At 69.7% G+C, this 16,500-nt stretch carries 13 protein-coding genes and 3 pseudogenes; 13 read left to right on the plus strand and 3 right to left on the minus strand.

The genetic code is table 11. The features are described 5' to 3' along the window. Window positions 1-79: 79 nt before the first annotated feature. The 3 genes and pseudogenes from OHB00_RS31835 to OHB00_RS31845 all read left to right on the plus strand — a co-directional run bounded on the left by OHB00_RS31835 (window position 80) and on the right by OHB00_RS31845 (window position 2,367). On the plus strand, window positions 80-487 hold the full coding sequence (locus OHB00_RS31835) for an ATP-binding protein (protein WP_406439808.1): 408 nt from the start codon (window positions 80-82) through the stop codon (window positions 485-487). After that, window positions 487-976, plus strand: a pseudogene (locus OHB00_RS31840) (hypothetical protein). Before OHB00_RS31835 ends, OHB00_RS31840 begins: the two are co-directional and overlap by 1 nt. A 302-nt stretch (window positions 977-1,278) precedes the next feature. Continuing rightward, window positions 1,279-2,367, plus strand: coding sequence for a glutamate--cysteine ligase (locus OHB00_RS31845; RefSeq protein ID WP_406439809.1), 1,089 nt, complete (start codon window positions 1,279-1,281; stop codon window positions 2,365-2,367). A gap of 22 nt (window positions 2,368-2,389) precedes the next feature. On the opposite strand, the gene OHB00_RS31850 is transcribed toward OHB00_RS31845, so the two are convergent. Beyond that, on the minus strand, window positions 2,390-3,046 hold the full coding sequence (locus tag OHB00_RS31850) for a class I SAM-dependent DNA methyltransferase (RefSeq protein WP_406439811.1): 657 nt from the start codon (window positions 3,044-3,046) through the stop codon (window positions 2,390-2,392). A 260-nt stretch (window positions 3,047-3,306) separates the two neighbouring features. Here OHB00_RS31850 and OHB00_RS31855 point away from each other — a divergent pair, with 260 nt between their 5' ends. The 9 genes and pseudogenes from OHB00_RS31855 to OHB00_RS31895 all read left to right on the plus strand — a co-directional run. Continuing rightward, window positions 3,307-4,524 (plus strand): M20 family metallopeptidase, encoded by a 1,218-nt coding sequence (locus OHB00_RS31855; protein WP_406439813.1) that lies wholly within the window; start codon window positions 3,307-3,309, stop codon window positions 4,522-4,524. Window positions 4,525-4,850: 326 nt separating this feature from the next. Continuing rightward, on the plus strand, window positions 4,851-5,882 hold the full coding sequence (locus tag OHB00_RS31860) for a BMP family protein (protein WP_406439815.1): 1,032 nt from the start codon (window positions 4,851-4,853) through the stop codon (window positions 5,880-5,882). A gap of 193 nt (window positions 5,883-6,075) precedes the next feature. Next, a complete protein-coding gene (locus OHB00_RS31865) occupies window positions 6,076-7,122 on the plus strand; it encodes a BMP family protein (RefSeq protein WP_406439817.1) in 1,047 nt (348 codons plus the stop codon). Between the two features lie 443 nt (window positions 7,123-7,565). Continuing rightward, window positions 7,566-9,278: an ABC transporter ATP-binding protein gene (locus OHB00_RS31870; RefSeq protein WP_406446079.1), complete on the plus strand. Its 1,713-nt coding sequence runs from the start codon at window positions 7,566-7,568 to the stop codon at window positions 9,276-9,278. Further along, complete coding sequence (locus OHB00_RS31875) at window positions 9,275-10,396, plus strand: ABC transporter permease (RefSeq protein WP_406439819.1); 1,122 nt, start codon at window positions 9,275-9,277, stop codon at window positions 10,394-10,396. The genes OHB00_RS31870 and OHB00_RS31875 overlap by 4 nt, the downstream gene beginning before the upstream one ends. After that, window positions 10,396-11,658: an ABC transporter permease gene (locus tag OHB00_RS31880; RefSeq protein WP_406439821.1), complete on the plus strand. Its 1,263-nt coding sequence runs from the start codon at window positions 10,396-10,398 to the stop codon at window positions 11,656-11,658. The genes OHB00_RS31875 and OHB00_RS31880 overlap by 1 nt, the downstream gene beginning before the upstream one ends. Continuing rightward, window positions 11,655-12,059: a cytidine deaminase gene (locus tag OHB00_RS31885; protein ID WP_406439823.1), complete on the plus strand. Its 405-nt coding sequence runs from the start codon at window positions 11,655-11,657 to the stop codon at window positions 12,057-12,059. Before OHB00_RS31880 ends, OHB00_RS31885 begins: the two co-directional genes overlap by 4 nt. Window positions 12,060-12,139: 80 nt before the next feature. Beyond that, window positions 12,140-13,417, plus strand: coding sequence for a thymidine phosphorylase (locus tag OHB00_RS31890; RefSeq protein ID WP_406446080.1), 1,278 nt, complete (start codon window positions 12,140-12,142; stop codon window positions 13,415-13,417). 783 nt (window positions 13,418-14,200) lie between these two features. Continuing rightward, window positions 14,201-14,302, plus strand: a pseudogene (locus OHB00_RS31895) (hypothetical protein); the annotation flags it as partial. Between the two features lie 47 nt (window positions 14,303-14,349). On the opposite strand, the pseudogene OHB00_RS31900 reads toward OHB00_RS31895, so the two are convergent. After that, window positions 14,350-14,865: pseudogene (locus OHB00_RS31900) on the minus strand (AEC family transporter); the annotation flags it as partial. A 161-nt stretch (window positions 14,866-15,026) separates the two neighbouring features. Between OHB00_RS31900 and OHB00_RS31905 the strand changes: the two are divergent. Then, entirely contained in the window at window positions 15,027-15,413 is a 387-nt protein-coding gene (locus tag OHB00_RS31905; RefSeq protein ID WP_406439825.1) for an STAS domain-containing protein, read from the plus strand. Here OHB00_RS31905 and OHB00_RS31910 read toward each other — a convergent pair. After that, window positions 15,297-16,310 (minus strand): sigma-70 family RNA polymerase sigma factor, encoded by a 1,014-nt coding sequence (locus tag OHB00_RS31910; RefSeq protein ID WP_406439827.1) that lies wholly within the window; start codon window positions 16,308-16,310, stop codon window positions 15,297-15,299. The two genes, OHB00_RS31905 and OHB00_RS31910, sit on opposite strands and share 117 nt — an antisense overlap. Between the last annotated feature and the right edge of the window lie 190 nt (window positions 16,311-16,500).

Genomic DNA, 16,500 nt, shown 5'->3' on the forward strand with positions numbered 1-16,500 from the left:
AGGAAGTGCACCGCACCGCTGCCGTGCGGCGATGCCACCGTGCGTGAAATCCCTTTCACCTGACCGGAGTTGATGACGCATGCCCGAAATCTGGGACTACACGCTCTCCATCCCCAACGACCCGAGAGCGGTCACCATCTGCCGCCGCACCCTGCGCCTGATCCTGACCATGCACGGCCTGATCGGCCTCGCCGACACCGCGGAGCTGCTTGCCGCCGAGCTGGTCTCCAATGCCGTGCGGCACACGAAGGGGCCGGCCGCGCTGAGGGTGCGGCGCTTCCGGGAGGGGGTCGTGTGGATCGGGGCGTGGGACGCGGATCCCGTGCCTCCGGACCCACCGGGGTCGTTGGGGGTGGTGACAGAGCTCGATGAGGCGGGGCGGGGGCTGGGGCTGGTGGTGGCGTGTGCGGACTGCTGGGGCTGGCAGCCGTCGTCCCGGTTCGGGGAGCGGGGCAAGTTCGTGTGGTGTGAGTTGGGGGTGGCGTGATGGTGGGGTCGTCGCATGAGGCGTTGCACCGGATCTTCCAGAAGGATCCGGGGTTGCTGACGCATGCGTTGCAGCGGGTTCTGGGGGTGCCGTTCCCGGAGACGCGGGAGTTCGCGGCGATGAACGTGGATCTGACGGAGATCGAACCGGTCGAACGTCGGGTGGACACGTTGTTGCGGGCGGAGACGGACAAGGGTACGTATCTCCTGGTCGTGGAATCGCAAGGGGAGGTGGAGGGACCTGATGACGGCAATGCAGTACTTCTGGCGGCACCCGCTGGCGGAGCAGGTGCGTGAGGAGGGGCGTGAGGAGGGGCGTGTTCAGCAGTGCGCTGAGATGGTTCTGCGGGTCCTGGAATGGCGTGGCATCCCGGTAAGTGATGTGGTCCGTGAGCGGGTGCATGCCTGCACGGATCTGGACCAGCTCGAAGGCTGGGCCCGGCTGGCGGTGCACGTCACGGACGCGGCTGAACTGTTCGTCGAGGAGTGACGTCAGGGCCGCCCGCTTCTTTGCCGTGTGGTGCCTCCGCGAGCGGCATCAAGGGCGCTGCGCGTCGCCTTCGGCGATGACCCGTCGGGTCACCCTTGCCGTGCGTGGCGGGTGGCGAATGGTGGATGTGTGCCGTCGGGGGCAGAGGGCGTGGGTTGGGTGGCGTGGATCCTCCGATCGGAGGGTCGTGGGCGGCGGGGCGGGGTGGGTACGGCGGCAGGTGTTCCGTGGCCCGGTCTGGGAAGTCGGGGGATGACAGCCTGTTGTGTGCTGGGCGCGGTGTGGATGGAGGGCGGCCTCAGGTGCGTACCGTCGGAGTGGAGGAAGAGCTCCTGCTCGTCGACCCGGGGACGGGTGAGCCCCAGGCGTCGGCCGCGGCCGTGCTGGCCCGGGCCTCGCTGGTCGATCCCGGGCAGGACGTGTTCGAGAAGGAGCTCTACGGGCAGATGCTGGAGTTCGCCACCCATCCGCAGTCGGACATGGCGGAGCTGGGGGAGGAGATCGTCCGGTGCCGCAAGGAGGCCGCCCGGCTCGCCGGGGAGCTCGGGTCCGCCGTGGTCGCGCTGGCCTCTTCGCCGCTGCCCGTCAGCCCTTCCATCAGTGTGAACCGGCGCTACCAGTGGATGGCCGAGCACTACGGCATCGCCACCCGGGAGCAGCTGGTGTGCGGGTGCCATGTGCATGTTGCCGTGGAGTCCGAGGACGAGGGGGTCGGCGTGCTGGACCGGGTCCGGCCCTGGCTGCCGGTGCTCACGGCGATCAGCGCCAACTCGCCCTTCTGGCAGGGCAACGACACCGGCTATGCCAGTTACCGCAGCCGGGTGTGGACGCGCTGGCCCTCCGCCGGTCCGACCGAGCTGTTCGGCTCCCCCGGGCGTTACCACCGGCTGGTGGCGGACATGGTGGCCACCGGCGTCATCCTCGACGAGGGCATGGCGTACTTCGACGCCCGGCTGGCCCGGCGCTACCCGACCGTGGAGATCCGGGTCGCGGACGTCTGTCTGCGCGCGGAGACCGCCGTCCTCGTGGCCACCCTCGCCCGCGCGCTGGTGGAGACGGCGGCGCGGGAGTGGCGGGCCGGGCGGGAACCCGTCGATCACGGGGTGGCGCTGCACCGGCTGGCCGCCTGGCGGGCCGCGAGGTCCGGGCTCGGCGGGGAACTGCTCGATCCCGGCACTCTGCGGCCCCGGGCGGCACCCGCCGTACTGGACTCACTGCTCGCGCACACCCGGGACGCGCTCGTCGGCAGCGGTGACCTGGCGGCCGTGGAAGAGGCCGTCGAGCGGTTGCTGAGGCGCGGCAACGGCGCGGACGAGCAGCGGGAGCTGCTGGCGGACACCGGCAGCCTGCGGGACGTCGTCACGGAGTGCGTGCGCCGCACCCAGGAGTGACGCCCCGCTTCCCACCCCTGGCTCAGCCCGGCTTGCGGGCCAGGACGAACGCCCGGGGCCACTTCTCCGACTCCACCGGCTCCCGGATCAGGGTCGCCGCCACCTCCAGGCCCGCCTTGGCGAGCATGTCGCCCACCGCGTACGCGGGACGCCAGTAGTAGCGCAGGTCGATCTCGTGGCCGAAGCGTTCGGTGAGGTGGAGACCGGGTGACTCGCCCTTCTGGAAGGCCAGCAGGACGTGACCGCCGGGGACCAGGACGCGGTGGAAGCCGGCGAAGGTCGCCGGGAGGTGGTCGTCGGGGATGTGGATGATCGAGTAGAGGGCGAGGATGCCGCCGAGGGTCTCGTCCGGCAGGTCCAGGGAGGTCATGGAGCCCCGGTGGAAGCGGACGGCGGGGTGGGCCTCGCGGGCCAGGGTGACCATGGCGGGCGAGAGGTCGATGCCGAAGGTCTGGACACCCAGGCCGTTCAGGTGGGCCGTGATGTCGCCGGGGCCGCTGCCCAGGTCGGCGACGGGGGCGGTGCCGTTCGCCTTCACCAGCGCGGCGAACGCGGCAATCATGGACATGTCCACCGGCCGTTCGGGGAGGCCGGGGTAGGCGGCGGAGTAGTCCTTGGCGATCGTGTCGTAGGACGTACGGGTGGTCTGTATGAAGTCGGTGGTCTCCGGGTCCGTCACGGTCGCGCACGCTACCGGCCGGGCGTGGCCCGCGTGGCGAAGTCGCGGTTGCGGCTCGGTCCCGTTTCGGTGGATGGACAGGACGGGCGTGATCGTCGCCAGGCGTGGTATCCGTGGAAGAGGAAACATATGTGTTACCCAGCCACGTCCGAGGTCATGCGTCCGCGGTCAGATTTTCTTCCCCTAACGGGCTGAACTTTTGTTGATCTCGGGTCAGTTGACCCTTCGGGCGTCCTACCCTTCAGAGGGTGAACCAATTGATGTCCCAAGAGACCGAGGCCGACCTTCCCGGGGATGTGCTCCCCGGCGTGCTCAGCGAGGACCTGCACGCCGAACTCGTCGCCTTCCGCCGCGACCTGCACATGCACCCCGAACTGGGCAACCAGGAGTTCCGCACCACGGCCGCCATCAAGGAACGGCTGGAGAAGGCCGGACTGCGGCCGCGTGTCCTCCCGACGGGGACCGGCCTCATCTGTGACATCGGGCCGGTCGGGGACGGGCTTCCGGTGCTGGCCCTGCGCGCCGACATCGACGCCCTGCCCATCCCGGACATGAAGGCCGAGTGCGCGTACCGGTCCACCGTGCCGGACCGGGCGCACGCCTGTGGGCATGACGTGCATACGACCGTGGTGCTGGGCGCCGGGCTGGTTCTCGCCGAGCTGCACGAGCGGGGGCAGCTGCCGCGGCCCGTGCGGCTGCTCTTCCAGCCCGCCGAGGAGGTGCTGCCCGGCGGTGCCGCCGACGCCATCGAGGCCGGGGTGCTCGACGGGGTGGGGCGGATCATCGCCGTGCACTGCGACCCCCGGCTGGACGTGGGGCGGGTCGGGCTCAGGACCGGTGCCATCACCAGCGCCTGCGACCGGATCGAGGTCGCCCTGGACGGCCCCGGCGGGCACACCGCGCGGCCGCACCTGACGACCGACCTGGTCACCGCCGCCGCCCGGGTCGCCGTCGACGTGCCGGCGCTCATCGGGCGGCGGGTGGACAGCCGCAGCGGGCTCGCCGTGACCTGGGGCCGGATCGAGTGCGGGCACGCGCCCAACGTGATCCCCCAGCACGCCGAGCTGTCCGGGACCGTGCGCTGCCTGGACCTGGAGGCCTGGCGGCAGGCCCCGGACGTGGTGCACGCGGCGATCGACGAGGTCGCCACCATGCACCGGGCCAAGTCCGAGATCAACTACGTGCGCGGGGTGCCGCCGGTCGTCAACGACCCGGTGATCACCGAGCTGCTCCGGGACGCGATGACCGCCCGGCGCGGCACCGAATCCATCGAGACCACCGACCAGAGCCTCGGCGGCGAGGACTTCTCCTGGTACCTGGAGCACGTGCCGGGCGCGCTGGCGCGGCTCGGGGTGCGCACGCCGGGCGAGCGGACCGTGCGTGACCTGCACCAGGGTGACTTCGACGCCGACGAGCGGGCCATCACCGTCGGGGTGGAGCTGTTCACGGCCGCCGCCCTGATCGACGCGACCATGTAGTCGTATCGACGGCAGTCGTATCAGACGGCGGGAGAAACGGTCAGCTTCCCGCAGGGGGCGAAGAGGTGTCCGGTCGGTACCTCTTCGCCCCCTTGTGTCACCCCGCCGTAACCGGCCGCCCCCGCTTGTAACCCGGAGTCGGCACGGTTCGATAACGGCACGGAGAAACCCCGTTCCCCTCCCCTTCTACGCGCGTTACTGTGCGCCGAAATCGCCACCGTCGGTGGACGGTTGGGGAAGCGGGCCGGTGACGGTGCCGTGGGGACGAAGGGGTGCTTGCTGTGCGTACTATCTCGGGTCGGAGGACTCGGTTCTCCCAAGCTGCGGTGACCGTTGCCGTCATCGCCCTCGCGGCCGCCGGGTGCGGCAAGTCCAGCCAGGACAGTGGTGCGACCAGCACCAACTCGTCCGGCAAGTACAACGGCAAGGGCATAGGCCTCGCCTACGACATCGGCGGCAAGGGCGACCAGTCCTTCAACGACGCCGCCTACGCCGGCTTCCAGAAGGCCGAGAAGCAGTTCGGCATCGGCGGCCGGGACATCGAGCCGCAGGACGGCGAGTCCGACGCCGACAAGGTGCAGCGCCTCGACACGCTCGCCAAGTCCGGCTACAACCCGATCATCGGGGTCGGCTACTCCTACGCGCCCGCCGTCAAGGAGGTCGCCGCCAAGTACCCGAACATCACCTTCGGCATGATCGACGACTCGACGATCCAGGCGAAGAACGTCGTCGACATGGTGTTCGCCGCCGAGCAGTCCTCGTACCTGGCCGGTGTCGCGGCGGCCTCCGCGACCAAGAAGGACCACATCGGGTTCATCGGCGGCGTGGACATCCCGCTGATCCACACCTTCGAGGCCGGGTTCGACCAGGGCGCCAAGTCCGTCAACCCGAAGATCAAGATCGAGTCGCAGTACCTGACCCAGACCGCGGCCGAGGGCGGCTTCTCCAGCCCGGACAAGGGCAAGACCGCGGCCCAGGGCCAGATCGACGCCGGTGCCGACGTCATCTACCACGCGGCCGGCCTCTCCGGCCAGGGCGTGATCGAGGCCGCCGCCACCGCCAAGGTGTGGGCGATCGGCGTCGACTCCGACCAGTACGAGCAGTCCGCGCTCGCCAAGTACAAGGACTACATCCTCGGCTCGGCGCTGAAGAACGTCGGCGGCGCCGTCTACGACCTGGTGAAGTCCGTCTACGAGGGCAAGCCGGAGAGCGGCACCGTCGAGGGCACCCTGAAGTCCGGCGGCGTCGGCTTCGCGGACTCCAACCCGAAGTACAAGGCCCTCACCAAGGTCGTCGCCGCCGTCGACAAGGCCAAGCAGGACATCATCGACGGCAAGGTCACCGTCAACACGAAGTAGTCCCGGGCATCGTCGCAGCACCACGCCCCTTGCCTCCTGCAAGGGGCGCAGTGCTGTCCGTAACCTTGGCCGTGACTGTGGCCACAGCTAGATAACGGACCGGACATTGGGGGTTTTCCGTCTGGTCTACGCGCGTTACGCTGCCGCGGAACCAGCGCCTGGTTTGGGCGCTTGCACGAAGGAGTCTCGTTCCATGCGCCGGGTGTCCCGAATCGCCGTTGCGGGCGTTGCAACCGCAGCCCTTGCTGTCACCGTTTCCGCCTGTGGCAGCTCCTCGACCTCGTCCTCCGCAAGCAAGGGCAAGGACCTCGGTCTGGCTCTCGCCTACGACGTCGGCGGCAAGGGCGACCAGTCCTTCAACGACGCCGCGACCGCCGGCCTGGACAAGGCCGACCAGCAGTACGGCTACAAGTCCACCGCCGTCGAGCCGCAGGACGGCGAGTCGGACGCGGACAAGGCGCAGCGCCTGGAGACCCTGGCCAAGGCCGGCTACAACCCGGTCATCGGGGTCGGCTACTCCTACGCTCCGGCCGTCAAGGAGGTCGCGGCGAAGTTCCCGAAGACCACCTTCGGCATCATCGACGACAACACCATCAAGGCCGACAACGTCGCCGACCTCGTCTTCCACGAGGAGCAGGCGTCCTACCTCGCCGGTGTCGCCGCCGCCAAGGCCACCAAGACCAACACCGTGGGCTTCATCGGCGGTGTGGACGTGCCGCTGATCCACAAGTTCGAGGCCGGTTTCGAGCAGGGCGTCGCGGACACCAAGAAGGGCGTCAAGGTCAAGTCGCAGTACCTGACCCAGACCGCCGCCGAGGGTGGCTTCTCCAGCCCGGACAAGGGTCAGACCGCCGCCGACGGCCAGATCGAGGCCGGTGCCGACGTCGTCTACGCCGCCGCCGGTCTGTCCGGTCAGGGCGTCATCCAGTCCGCCGCCGAGCACAAGGTGTGGGCGATCGGTGTCGACTCCGACCAGTACAAGCAGGACGCGCTGGCCAAGTACAAGAGCTACATCCTCACCTCGGCGATGAAGGACGTCGCCGGTGCGGTGTACAACCTGGCCAAGTCCGTCCACGACGGCAAGCCGGAGACCGGTGAGATCCGTGCCAGCCTGACCACGGGCGGTGTGAGCCTCGCCGACTCCAACCCGGCCTTCAAGAACAACGCCGACATGCAGGCCGCGATCAAGAAGGCCGAGGCCGGCATCAAGGACGGCTCGATCACGGTCAAGACCTCCTGACTCAGGAGTCATGACCTTGTCGTAGGCATGGTCAAAAGAACGCTGTAATGGCAGCGTTACGGCCGCGGAACGGGGTGCGGGAAGGATGTTCTTCCCGTGCCTCTGCCGTAGATCCGGGACTCCGGGGATCCCGGGCGCGGGTCCGGGGGCCGATCGGGGGTTCCGGGCCCGAGTGCGGGGGATCCGGGCGGGATCCCGGGCGTGGATCCGAGAGTTCGGTCAGGAGTCTCGGGTGCGGGTCGGGGAGAGCGGTCGGTGACCCGGGTGCGCGGGTTCGGGAGATCCTTGAGAGATCCCGGGATCAGCGGCGGGGGCACCCCTCGTTCGCGCGGCAGAATGCTCGGAACGGATCGAGAGTCGAAAAAGCTCGGTCAGGTCCGGGCACTATTTAAAGCAGGGGCGCTACGCGCGTAGAGCGGCCCCTATCCCGAGGAGAGTGCGCCATCGACGCGTCCAGCAGCCCTCCGCTCACCGCAGAGACGACAGCCGCGGTCGAGCTGGCGGGGATCACCAAGCGATTCCCGGGTGTCGTAGCCAACCACGACATCCACCTGTCCGTCCGCAAGGGCACCGTGCATGCCCTGGTCGGCGAGAACGGGGCCGGCAAGTCGACCCTGATGAAGATCCTCTACGGCATGCAGAAGCCGGACGAGGGCACCATCGCGATCGACGGCGAGCAGGTCTCCTTCTCGTCCCCGGCCGACGCCATCGCGCGCGGCATCGGCATGGTCCACCAGCACTTCATGCTCGCCGACAACCTGACGGTGCTGGAGAACGTCGTGCTCGGCAGCGAGAAGCTGTACGGCATCGGCGGCAACGCCCGGAAGAAGATCAAGGAGATCTCCGACCGGTACGGACTCGGCATCCGCCCGGACCTCCTGGTCGAGGACCTCGGCGTCGCCGACCGGCAGCGCGTGGAGATCCTCAAGGTCCTCTTCCGCGGCGCCAAGACCCTGATCCTCGACGAGCCGACCGCCGTCCTCGTCCCACAGGAGGTCGACGCACTCTTCGACAACCTGCGCGAGCTGAAGTCCGAGGGCCTCTCGGTCATCTTCATCTCCCACAAGCTCGGCGAGGTGCTGTCCGTCGCCGACGACATCACCGTCATCCGCCGCGGTACGACGGTGGGCACGGCGATCCCCTCGGAGACCACCCCCCGCCAGCTCGCCGAGCTGATGGTCGGCAGCGAGCTGCCCACCCCGGAGACCGCCGAGTCCACCGTCACCGACCAGGCCGTCGTCACGGTGAAGAACCTCACCGTGTACGCCAGCGGCGTCTCCCTCGGCGAGCTCGGCGCGCAGCCCGAGACCGCGACCGCGGGCTCGTCCGGCGCCACCGCGCGCGGCGACGTCCTCGACGAGGCCACCACCCCCGGCGCCGCCAAGCGCGTCCTCGACGACGTCTCCTTCACCATCCACGCCGGTGAGGTCATGGGCATCGCCGGCGTCGAGGGCAACGGCCAGACCGAGCTGATCGACGCGCTCATCGGCACCCGGCACGCCGACTCCGGCGCGATCGAGTTCCTCGGCGAGGACATCACCGGCTGGCAGACCCGCAGGCGGCGCGAGTCCGGCGTCGGCTACATCCCCGAGGACCGCCACCGCCAGGGCCTGCTCCTGGAGTCCCCGCTCTGGGAGAACCGCATCCTCGGCCACGTCACCGAGAAGCCCAACGCGAAGGGCTTCTGGCTGGACATCAAGGGCGCCCAGGCCGACACCCGCCGGATCGTCGAGGAGTTCGACGTCCGCACCCCCGGCATCGACGTCACCGCCGCCTCCCTGTCCGGCGGCAACCAGCAGAAGCTGATCGTCGGCCGCGAGATGAGCCACAACCCGAAGTTCCTGATCGCCGCCCACCCCACCCGCGGTGTGGACGTCGGCGCCCAGGCGCAGATCTGGGACCGCATCCGGGAGGCCCGCCGCGAGGGCCTGGCCGTGCTGCTGATCTCCGCCGACCTGGACGAGCTGATCGGCCTGTCGGACACCCTGCGGGTGATCTTCGACGGAAAGCTGGTCGCGGACGCCGACCCGGCCACCATCACCCCGGAGGAGCTGGGCTCCGCCATGACGGGTGCCGCGTCCGGCCACCTGGAACACCTAGACACCGCCCCAGAAGGAAACGAAGGCGCCGCCGGTCCGGAGGACGAGGCCCGATGAAGAAGTTCGACAAGGAGCGCGTGCTCCTCGCGCTGGCCGGCCCGGCCATCGCGCTCGTCCTGGCGATCGCCCTGACCTCGATCGTGCTGCTCGCCTCGAACCGCAACCCGTTCGAGCCGTACGTGCTGATGCTCCAGCAGCTGCCGTACTCGGACATCCAGGTCCTGATCATCAACCAGGCGGCGATGTACTACATCGCGGCCATCGCGGTCGCCCTCGGCTTCCGCATGAACCTGTTCAACATCGGCGTCGACGGCCAGTACCGCCTCGCCGCCGTGATGACGGCCGTGGTCGGCGCCAACGTCGGCCTGCCCGCCTTCCTGCAGATCCCGATGCTGCTCCTGGTCGCCATGCTCACCGGCGCCTTCTGGGCCGGTATCGCGGGCGTCCTCAAGGTCACCCGAGGGGTCAGCGAGGTCGTCGCCACGATCATGCTGAACGCCATCGCCACCAGCGTCATCGGCTACGTCACCCTCTCCAACGTGTGGGGCGTCCAGGTCGGCAACAACATGACGACCGGCGTGATGAAGAAGTCCGGCTGGTTCCCCGGCATCAACCTGGGCTCCGACGTCGGCGAGATCTACGGCATGGTGTTCGTCGCCATCGCCCTCGGCATCGGCTACTGGATCGTCCTCAACCGCACCCGCTTCGGCTTCGACCTGCGCGCCACCGGCGCCTCCGAGTCCGCCGCGGCCGCCTCCGGCGTCGACGCCAAGCGCATGGTCCTGATCTCCATGCTGATCTCCGGCGCCGTCTCCGGCCTCGCGGGCCTCCCGCTGCTGCTCGGCGACTCCCACACCTACAGCCTCGACTTCCCGGCCGGCCTCGGCTTCACCGCCATCGGCATCGCCCTGCTCGGCCGCAACAACCCCGGCGGCATCGCCTTCGCCGCCCTGCTGTGGGCCTTCCTCGACAAGGCCTCGCCCGCCCTCGACTACGCGACCCCGGTGGCGTACGAGAAGGAGATCGCCACGATCATGCAGGGCCTGATCGTCTTCTCCGTCGTCATCTCCTACGAAGCCGTACGGCAGTGGGGTCTGCGCCGCCAGCAGCGCCAGGTCGGCGCGGAGCTCGCCGCGGCCGCCGCCCAGAACACCAAGAAGGAGGTGGCGGCCTGATGTCCACCGCGACCATCGCCAAGCCGCAGGCGACCCAGCCCGGCAAGGGCGGCCGCCGAATGTCGCTCCCGGTACTCCTGCTGGTCATCGCCGGCGTACTGGTCCTGACCTCGGCCGTGCGCATCATCACCGGCGCCGAGGGCATCACCTCGACCGGCCAGATGTCCACCGCGCTGCGCCTCGCCGTCCCGATCGGCCTCGCCGGTCTCGGCGGTCTGTGGGCCGAGCGCGCGGGCGTCGTCAACATCGGCCTCGAAGGCATGATGATCCTGGGCACCTGGTTCGGCGCCTGGGCCGGCTACCAGTGGGGCCCCTGGGTCGGTGTGGTCTTCGGCATCCTCGGCGGTGCGCTCGGCGCCCTGCTGCACGCCGTCGCCACCGTCACCTTCAACGTCAACCACATCGTCTCCGGTGTCGCCCTGAACATCCTCGCCCTGGGCGCCACCCGCTACCTCTCCAAGTTCACCTTCGAGAACGCCGAGGGCGGCTCCTCCAAGCAGTCCCCGCCGATCGACTCGCTCGGCACCTTCAGCGTCCCCGGCCTGTCGGACTGGCTGAACACGCTCAACGAGAAGCACTGGTTCCTGATCTCGGACATCGCCGGCCTGGTCGGCGGTCTGCTGACCGACCTGTCCCCGCTGACGGTGGTCGCGGTGGCCCTCGTACCGATCACGTGGTGGGTGCTGTGGCGCACCGCCTTCGGCCTGCGCCTGCGCTCCTGCGGCGAGAACCCGGTGGCGGCCGAGTCCCTCGGCGTCAATGTCTACAAGTACAAGTACATCGCGGTGGTCATCAGCGGTGGCTTCGCCGGCCTCGGCGGCGCGTTCCTCTCGATCGTCGCCTCCAACGTCTACCTGGACGGCCAGACCGCCGGCCGCGGTTACATCGGTCTCGCCGCGATGATCTTCGGCAACTGGATGCCGGGCGGCCTCGCCCTCGGCGCGGGCCTGTTCGGCTACACCGACAGCCTCAACCTGCGCGGCGGCACGGTGAACGTCCACGCGCTGATCCTGCTGATCGCGATCCTGCTGGTGTTCGGCGCGGCCTACCTGGCCTGGCGCAGGAAGTACGTGCCCGCCGCCATCACGATCGTCATCTCGGTCCTGATGTTCATCTGGTACGCCTCCACCAACGACGTCCCGCGTCAGCTCGTGACCGCGACCCCGTACATCGTCACCCTGCTGGTGCTCTCGCTGTCCGCGCAGTCCCTGCGGATGCCGAAGGCGGACGGCCTGCCGTACCGGAAGGGGCAGGGCAAGTGACCGGCGCGGCCGCCGGCTTCGACTGGGAGAGCCTGCGGGCCGAGGCGCGGGAGGCCATGTCCCACGCCTACGCCCCGTACTCCGGCTACCCGGTCGGGGTCGCCGCCCTGGTGGACGACGGCCGTACGGTCTCCGGCTGCAACGTGGAGAACGCGTCGTACGGCCTCGGTCTGTGCGCCGAGTGCGGACTGGTCTCCGAGCTGCAGCGCACGGGCGGCGGCCGCCTCACGCACTTCACCTGCGTGGACGGCACGGGCGGCCTCCTCGTCCCGTGCGGCCGCTGCCGCCAGCTGCTCTACGAGTTCGGCGGCCCGGACCTCCTCCTGGACACCCCGGAGGGCGTCCTGCCCCTCTCCGAGATGCTGCCCCAGGCCTTCGGCCCGGCCCATCTCACCAAGTAACTCCCGTACGGCCCCTCCCCGCCCGTCGCCCGGAGGGGCCGTGCGCTTCGCACCTCTTCGAAGGGAACGCCATGGCCACCATGGACGCCATCTCCGTCATCCGCACCAAGCGGGACCGCGGTGAACTCAGCGACGAGCAGATCGACTGGGTCATCGACGCGTACACCCGCGGCGAGGTCGCCGACGAGCAGATGTCGTCGCTCGCGATGGCCATCCTGCTGAACGGCATGAACCGCCGGGAGATCGCCCGCTGGACCGCCGCGATGATCGCGTCCGGCGAGCGCATGGACTTCTCCTCGCTGTCCCGCCCGACGGCCGACAAGCACTCCACGGGCGGCGTCGGCGACAAGATCACCCTCCCGCTGGCGCCCCTGGTGGCCGCCTGCGGCGCGGCCGTCCCGCAGCTCTCCGGCCGGGGCCTCGGCCACACCGGCGGCACCCTGGACAAGCTGGAGTCGATCCCCGGCTGGCGCGCCCTGCTCTCCAACGAGGAGATGCTGAACGTGCTCGACACCACCGGCGCGGTGATCTGCGCGGCGGGCGACGGCCTGGCCCCCGCCGACAAGAAGCTCTACGCGCTCCGCGACGTCACCGGCACGGTCGAGGCGATCCCGCTGATCGCCTCCTCCATCATGTCCAAGAAGATCGCCGAGGGCACCGGCTCCCTGGTCCTGGACGTGAAGGTGGGCACGGGCGCCTTCATGAAGACCATCGAGGACGCCCGCGAGCTCGCCTCGACCATGGTGGGCCTCGGCACCGACCACGGCGTGAGGACGGTCGCGCTGCTCACGGACATGTCCACCCCGCTCGGCCTGACGGCGGGCAACGCCCTGGAGGTCCGCGAGTCGGTGGAGGTCCTCGCGGGCGGCGGCCCCGCCGACGTGGTGGAGCTGACCCTCGCGCTGGCCCGGGAGATGCTGGAAGCGGCGGGCGTCCGCGACGCCGACCCGGCGAAGGCGCTGGCCGACGGCTCGGCGATGGACGTCTGGCGCCGGATGATCGCGGCCCAGGGCGGCGACCCGGACGCGAAGCTGCCGGTGGCGCGCGAGCAGCACGTGATCACGGCCCCGTCGTCCGGCGTCCTGACCCGCCTCGACGCCTACGGCATCGGCGTCGCCGCCTGGCGCCTCGGCGCGGGCCGCGCCCGCAAGGAGGACCCGGTGCAGGCGGGAGCCGGCGTCGAACTCCACGCCAAGCCCGGCGACACCGTCACCGCGGGCCAGCCCCTCCTCACCCTCCACACGGACACCCCGGAACGCTTCGAGTACGCGCTCCAGGCGGTGGAGGGGGCGTACGACATCGCGGCAGCGGGCACGGAGTTCACGGCGTCGCCGGTGGTGCTGGAACGTATCGCCTGACCAGGTGTTTCTTCTTTCGGGTGAACGGGATCGGTGGACCTGCATCGGTCCCGTTCGGCATGCTGGGATCGGTGACGCACCGATAGGAGATCGCCAGTGCGACACGAAGTCGCTCCACCCAAGTGGATGACCCGCAGGAGGAAAGAAGGTCATGAGGGTCATCCCGGACCAGTGTCCAAGGTCCGTCCCCACTTCCGCATGCGTCGCTGGTAACGGCGGGGTGTGAAGCCGGAAGCGCAAGCCCAAGGACGGCAGGGCCATCGGGCCGCAACAGGCGAGGGGAAGACCGGACGGGCTAATGCGAATGAACCCTTGACGAAATCTCGTAACTCCTGTGCCGCGTCGATGGTGAGCTGTCGGCGGCAGACAGGCCCTGGCGTGGAAGAGCGCACGACGACCCCGGAGGATTGGCGCCGAAGGGGGAGGACACCGTCGGGCCCGGGATTAAGAGGGAGCCCACCCCGGCCGCATCTTGTGGGAGCGGAACGTGGAAACCCCGTTGGAGTCCGGGAGTGATCCCGGTAAGCCGGAGGTAACGAAGGACCAAGCCTCCAGCGGGACAGGATGATCCGAGAAGCGAATGCCGACAGGGCGAAAGCCCAGAGGAAAGGACGCGGAAACCTCAGCCGCGTCCCATAACTCGTCGGATACGAGGCGATGCCCCGACCCGAAAGGGAGCCCACGCGGATCAGGTAGGCCCGTGAAGAAGAACTGCGAAGAACCCCGAACCGAAGGGCAAGTTGGATGCCGAAGGCAGGTGTGGCAGTGACCGCTACGGCGGCGATGCCTCCCACGACGGCGAACGGACCGGAGGACTACGCCCAGACCTGGCACAGCATCGACTGGGCCAAGGCTGAGGCGTCGGTACGGCGACTGAGGCAGCGCATCTTCACAGCCACGCAGGAAGGGGACCTGAAGAAGGTCCGGAACTTGCCGGTGAGGGAGCCGACGGCTATCGGGTTGCGGAGCGGGGTCAGCAGGCGGCGCCACCAGGGGCCCTTCTCGCCCGCGCCCGACAGGTCGAGGACCGTCAGGGCGACCGGGGTGAGGAGCACCACCTGGAACAGCAGCACCGGCGCCACCAGCGACGCGTCGCCCAGTACGTACACCGCGATCGGGATGCCGAGGTTGCCGGAGTTGACGTAGCTGGAGCACAGCGCGCCGATCGTCGTACGGCCCACACCCCAGCCCCGTACGACACCTACCGCCACGAACGCGCCCGCCGCCGCTGCCGTGGACAGGGCCGTCACCAGGAGGCGGCTGGAGAAGATCACCGCCAGGTCGGCCTTCGCGAGGGTGGTGAACAGGAGCGCGGGGGAGGCGACGTGGAAGGCGAGCTTCGTGAGGACGTCGCGGCCGTTCGCCCCGAGGTGGCCGCCGCGGCCGAGGACGTAACCGACGGCGATCACGATCGCGATCACCGCGAAGCCGCTCAGCACCCCTTGCACGGAACCCCCATGGCGGGCGCTGGGCCGTCGGGTATCCGCGTGGGCGCTGATCTGTGGGGCATACACCTGACCCTCTGGTGCGGGTCAGGTGCAGGTCAACCTTGTGATCCTTGCGATCCCTGTGATCTGCGTGGCCGCGCGAGGGCGCACCGCACCCGCCGATGAGTTGTCAGGCCGTCGCCGGTCTACCGCTCGTGGATGCCGTGACCCCCGCCGTGCTCGTGCTGGCCGGCCCCGTCGCCAGGGACGAGGTGCCGGGGCTCTGCGACGACGTGCGGGCGCTGCTGCGGCGCAGCGGGACCCGGATCGTCGTCTGCGACGTCGGCGGCCTGGGACCGCCGGGCCTCGCGGCCGTCGACCTGCTGGCCCGGCTGGAGCTGACCGCCCGCCGGGCCGGTGGCCTGATACGGCTGCGGGACCCCGACCCCGTCCTACGCTCCCTGCTCCGGTTCGTCGGACTCCGCATCCAGATGGAGGGGGAGGTCGAAGAGCGGGAACCAGCGCTTGGTGTCGAGGAAGAAGTGGAACCCGGTCAGCCGTCCGTCTGAGATCTCCAGGACCTGGATCGACCACGGGGTCCAGCCGCCGGTGTCCGGGTCGGGCTTGTACTGGGCGAACCCGGGCAGGCCGTTGACCCGGACCGGGAACAGCCGGGACCCCTCGCAGGCCGAACCGAGGGTGGTCATGAAACCGGTGATGTCGTCGTGACCGGTGAGCCACAGGTCGAACGGCGGCATCGTCATGATGGCGTCCTCGTGGAGGAGTGCCGTCAGCGCCGTCATGTCGTAACCCTCGAAGGCCGCGACATAGCGCTCAAGGAGCTTCCGCTGCTCCTCGTCCAGCGGGTCGGAGACCTCGGCGGCCGCGCCCGACTGCTGCTGCTCGGCCAGCGTGGCCCGGGCCCGCTGCAGGGCGCTGTTCACCGAGGCGACCGAGGTGCCGAGCAGCTCGGCCACCTCGCTTGCCTTCCAGGCCAGTACCTCGCGCAGGATCAGCACCGCCCGTTGCCTGGGCGGCAACTGCTGGAGCGCGGCCATGAAGGCGAGCCGGACGGATTCCCTGGCCACGGCCGCCTCCGCCGGGTCGCCCACGGTCGGCAGCACGCGGGCGTCCGGCACCGGCTCCAGCCAGGTGTTGTCGGGTCGGGGGGACAACGCTGCCTGGGCGAGCGGCGTCGACTCGCTGAGGTCCATCGGACGGGCCCGCTTGTTGCCCGCGTTCAGCATGTCCAGGCAGACGTTGGTCGCGATCCGGTACAGCCACGACCGCAGGCTGGAGCGGCCCTCGAACTTGTCGTAGCTCCGCCAGGCCCGCACCAGGGTGTCCTGCACGGCGTCCTCGGCCTCGAAGGACGAACCGAGCATGCGGTAGCAGTACCCGGTCAGCTCGGTCCGGTGCTTCTCCAGTGCGACGTCGAGGTCCGCCGTCGCCGTGCTGTTGCTCATTGCCGTCCACCCACCCCACGTGGCCTTTTCACGCGCCTTCGCGCTCCAGCACTTGAAAGCTAGCGCAGGGGGCTGACAATGGCGCCCGTTGTTCGGGAACGTGCAGGTGGGGGGGGCTGCCCAAGGGGGTGGGGTGCGGGCCCATGGTGGCGGGTGCGGCGCCGTGGGGGCTGGTCGCGCAGTTCCCCGC

This window comes from Streptomyces sp. NBC_00631 (assembly GCF_045206895.1).
Taxonomy (GTDB): Bacteria; Actinomycetota; Actinomycetes; order Streptomycetales; family Streptomycetaceae; genus Streptomyces.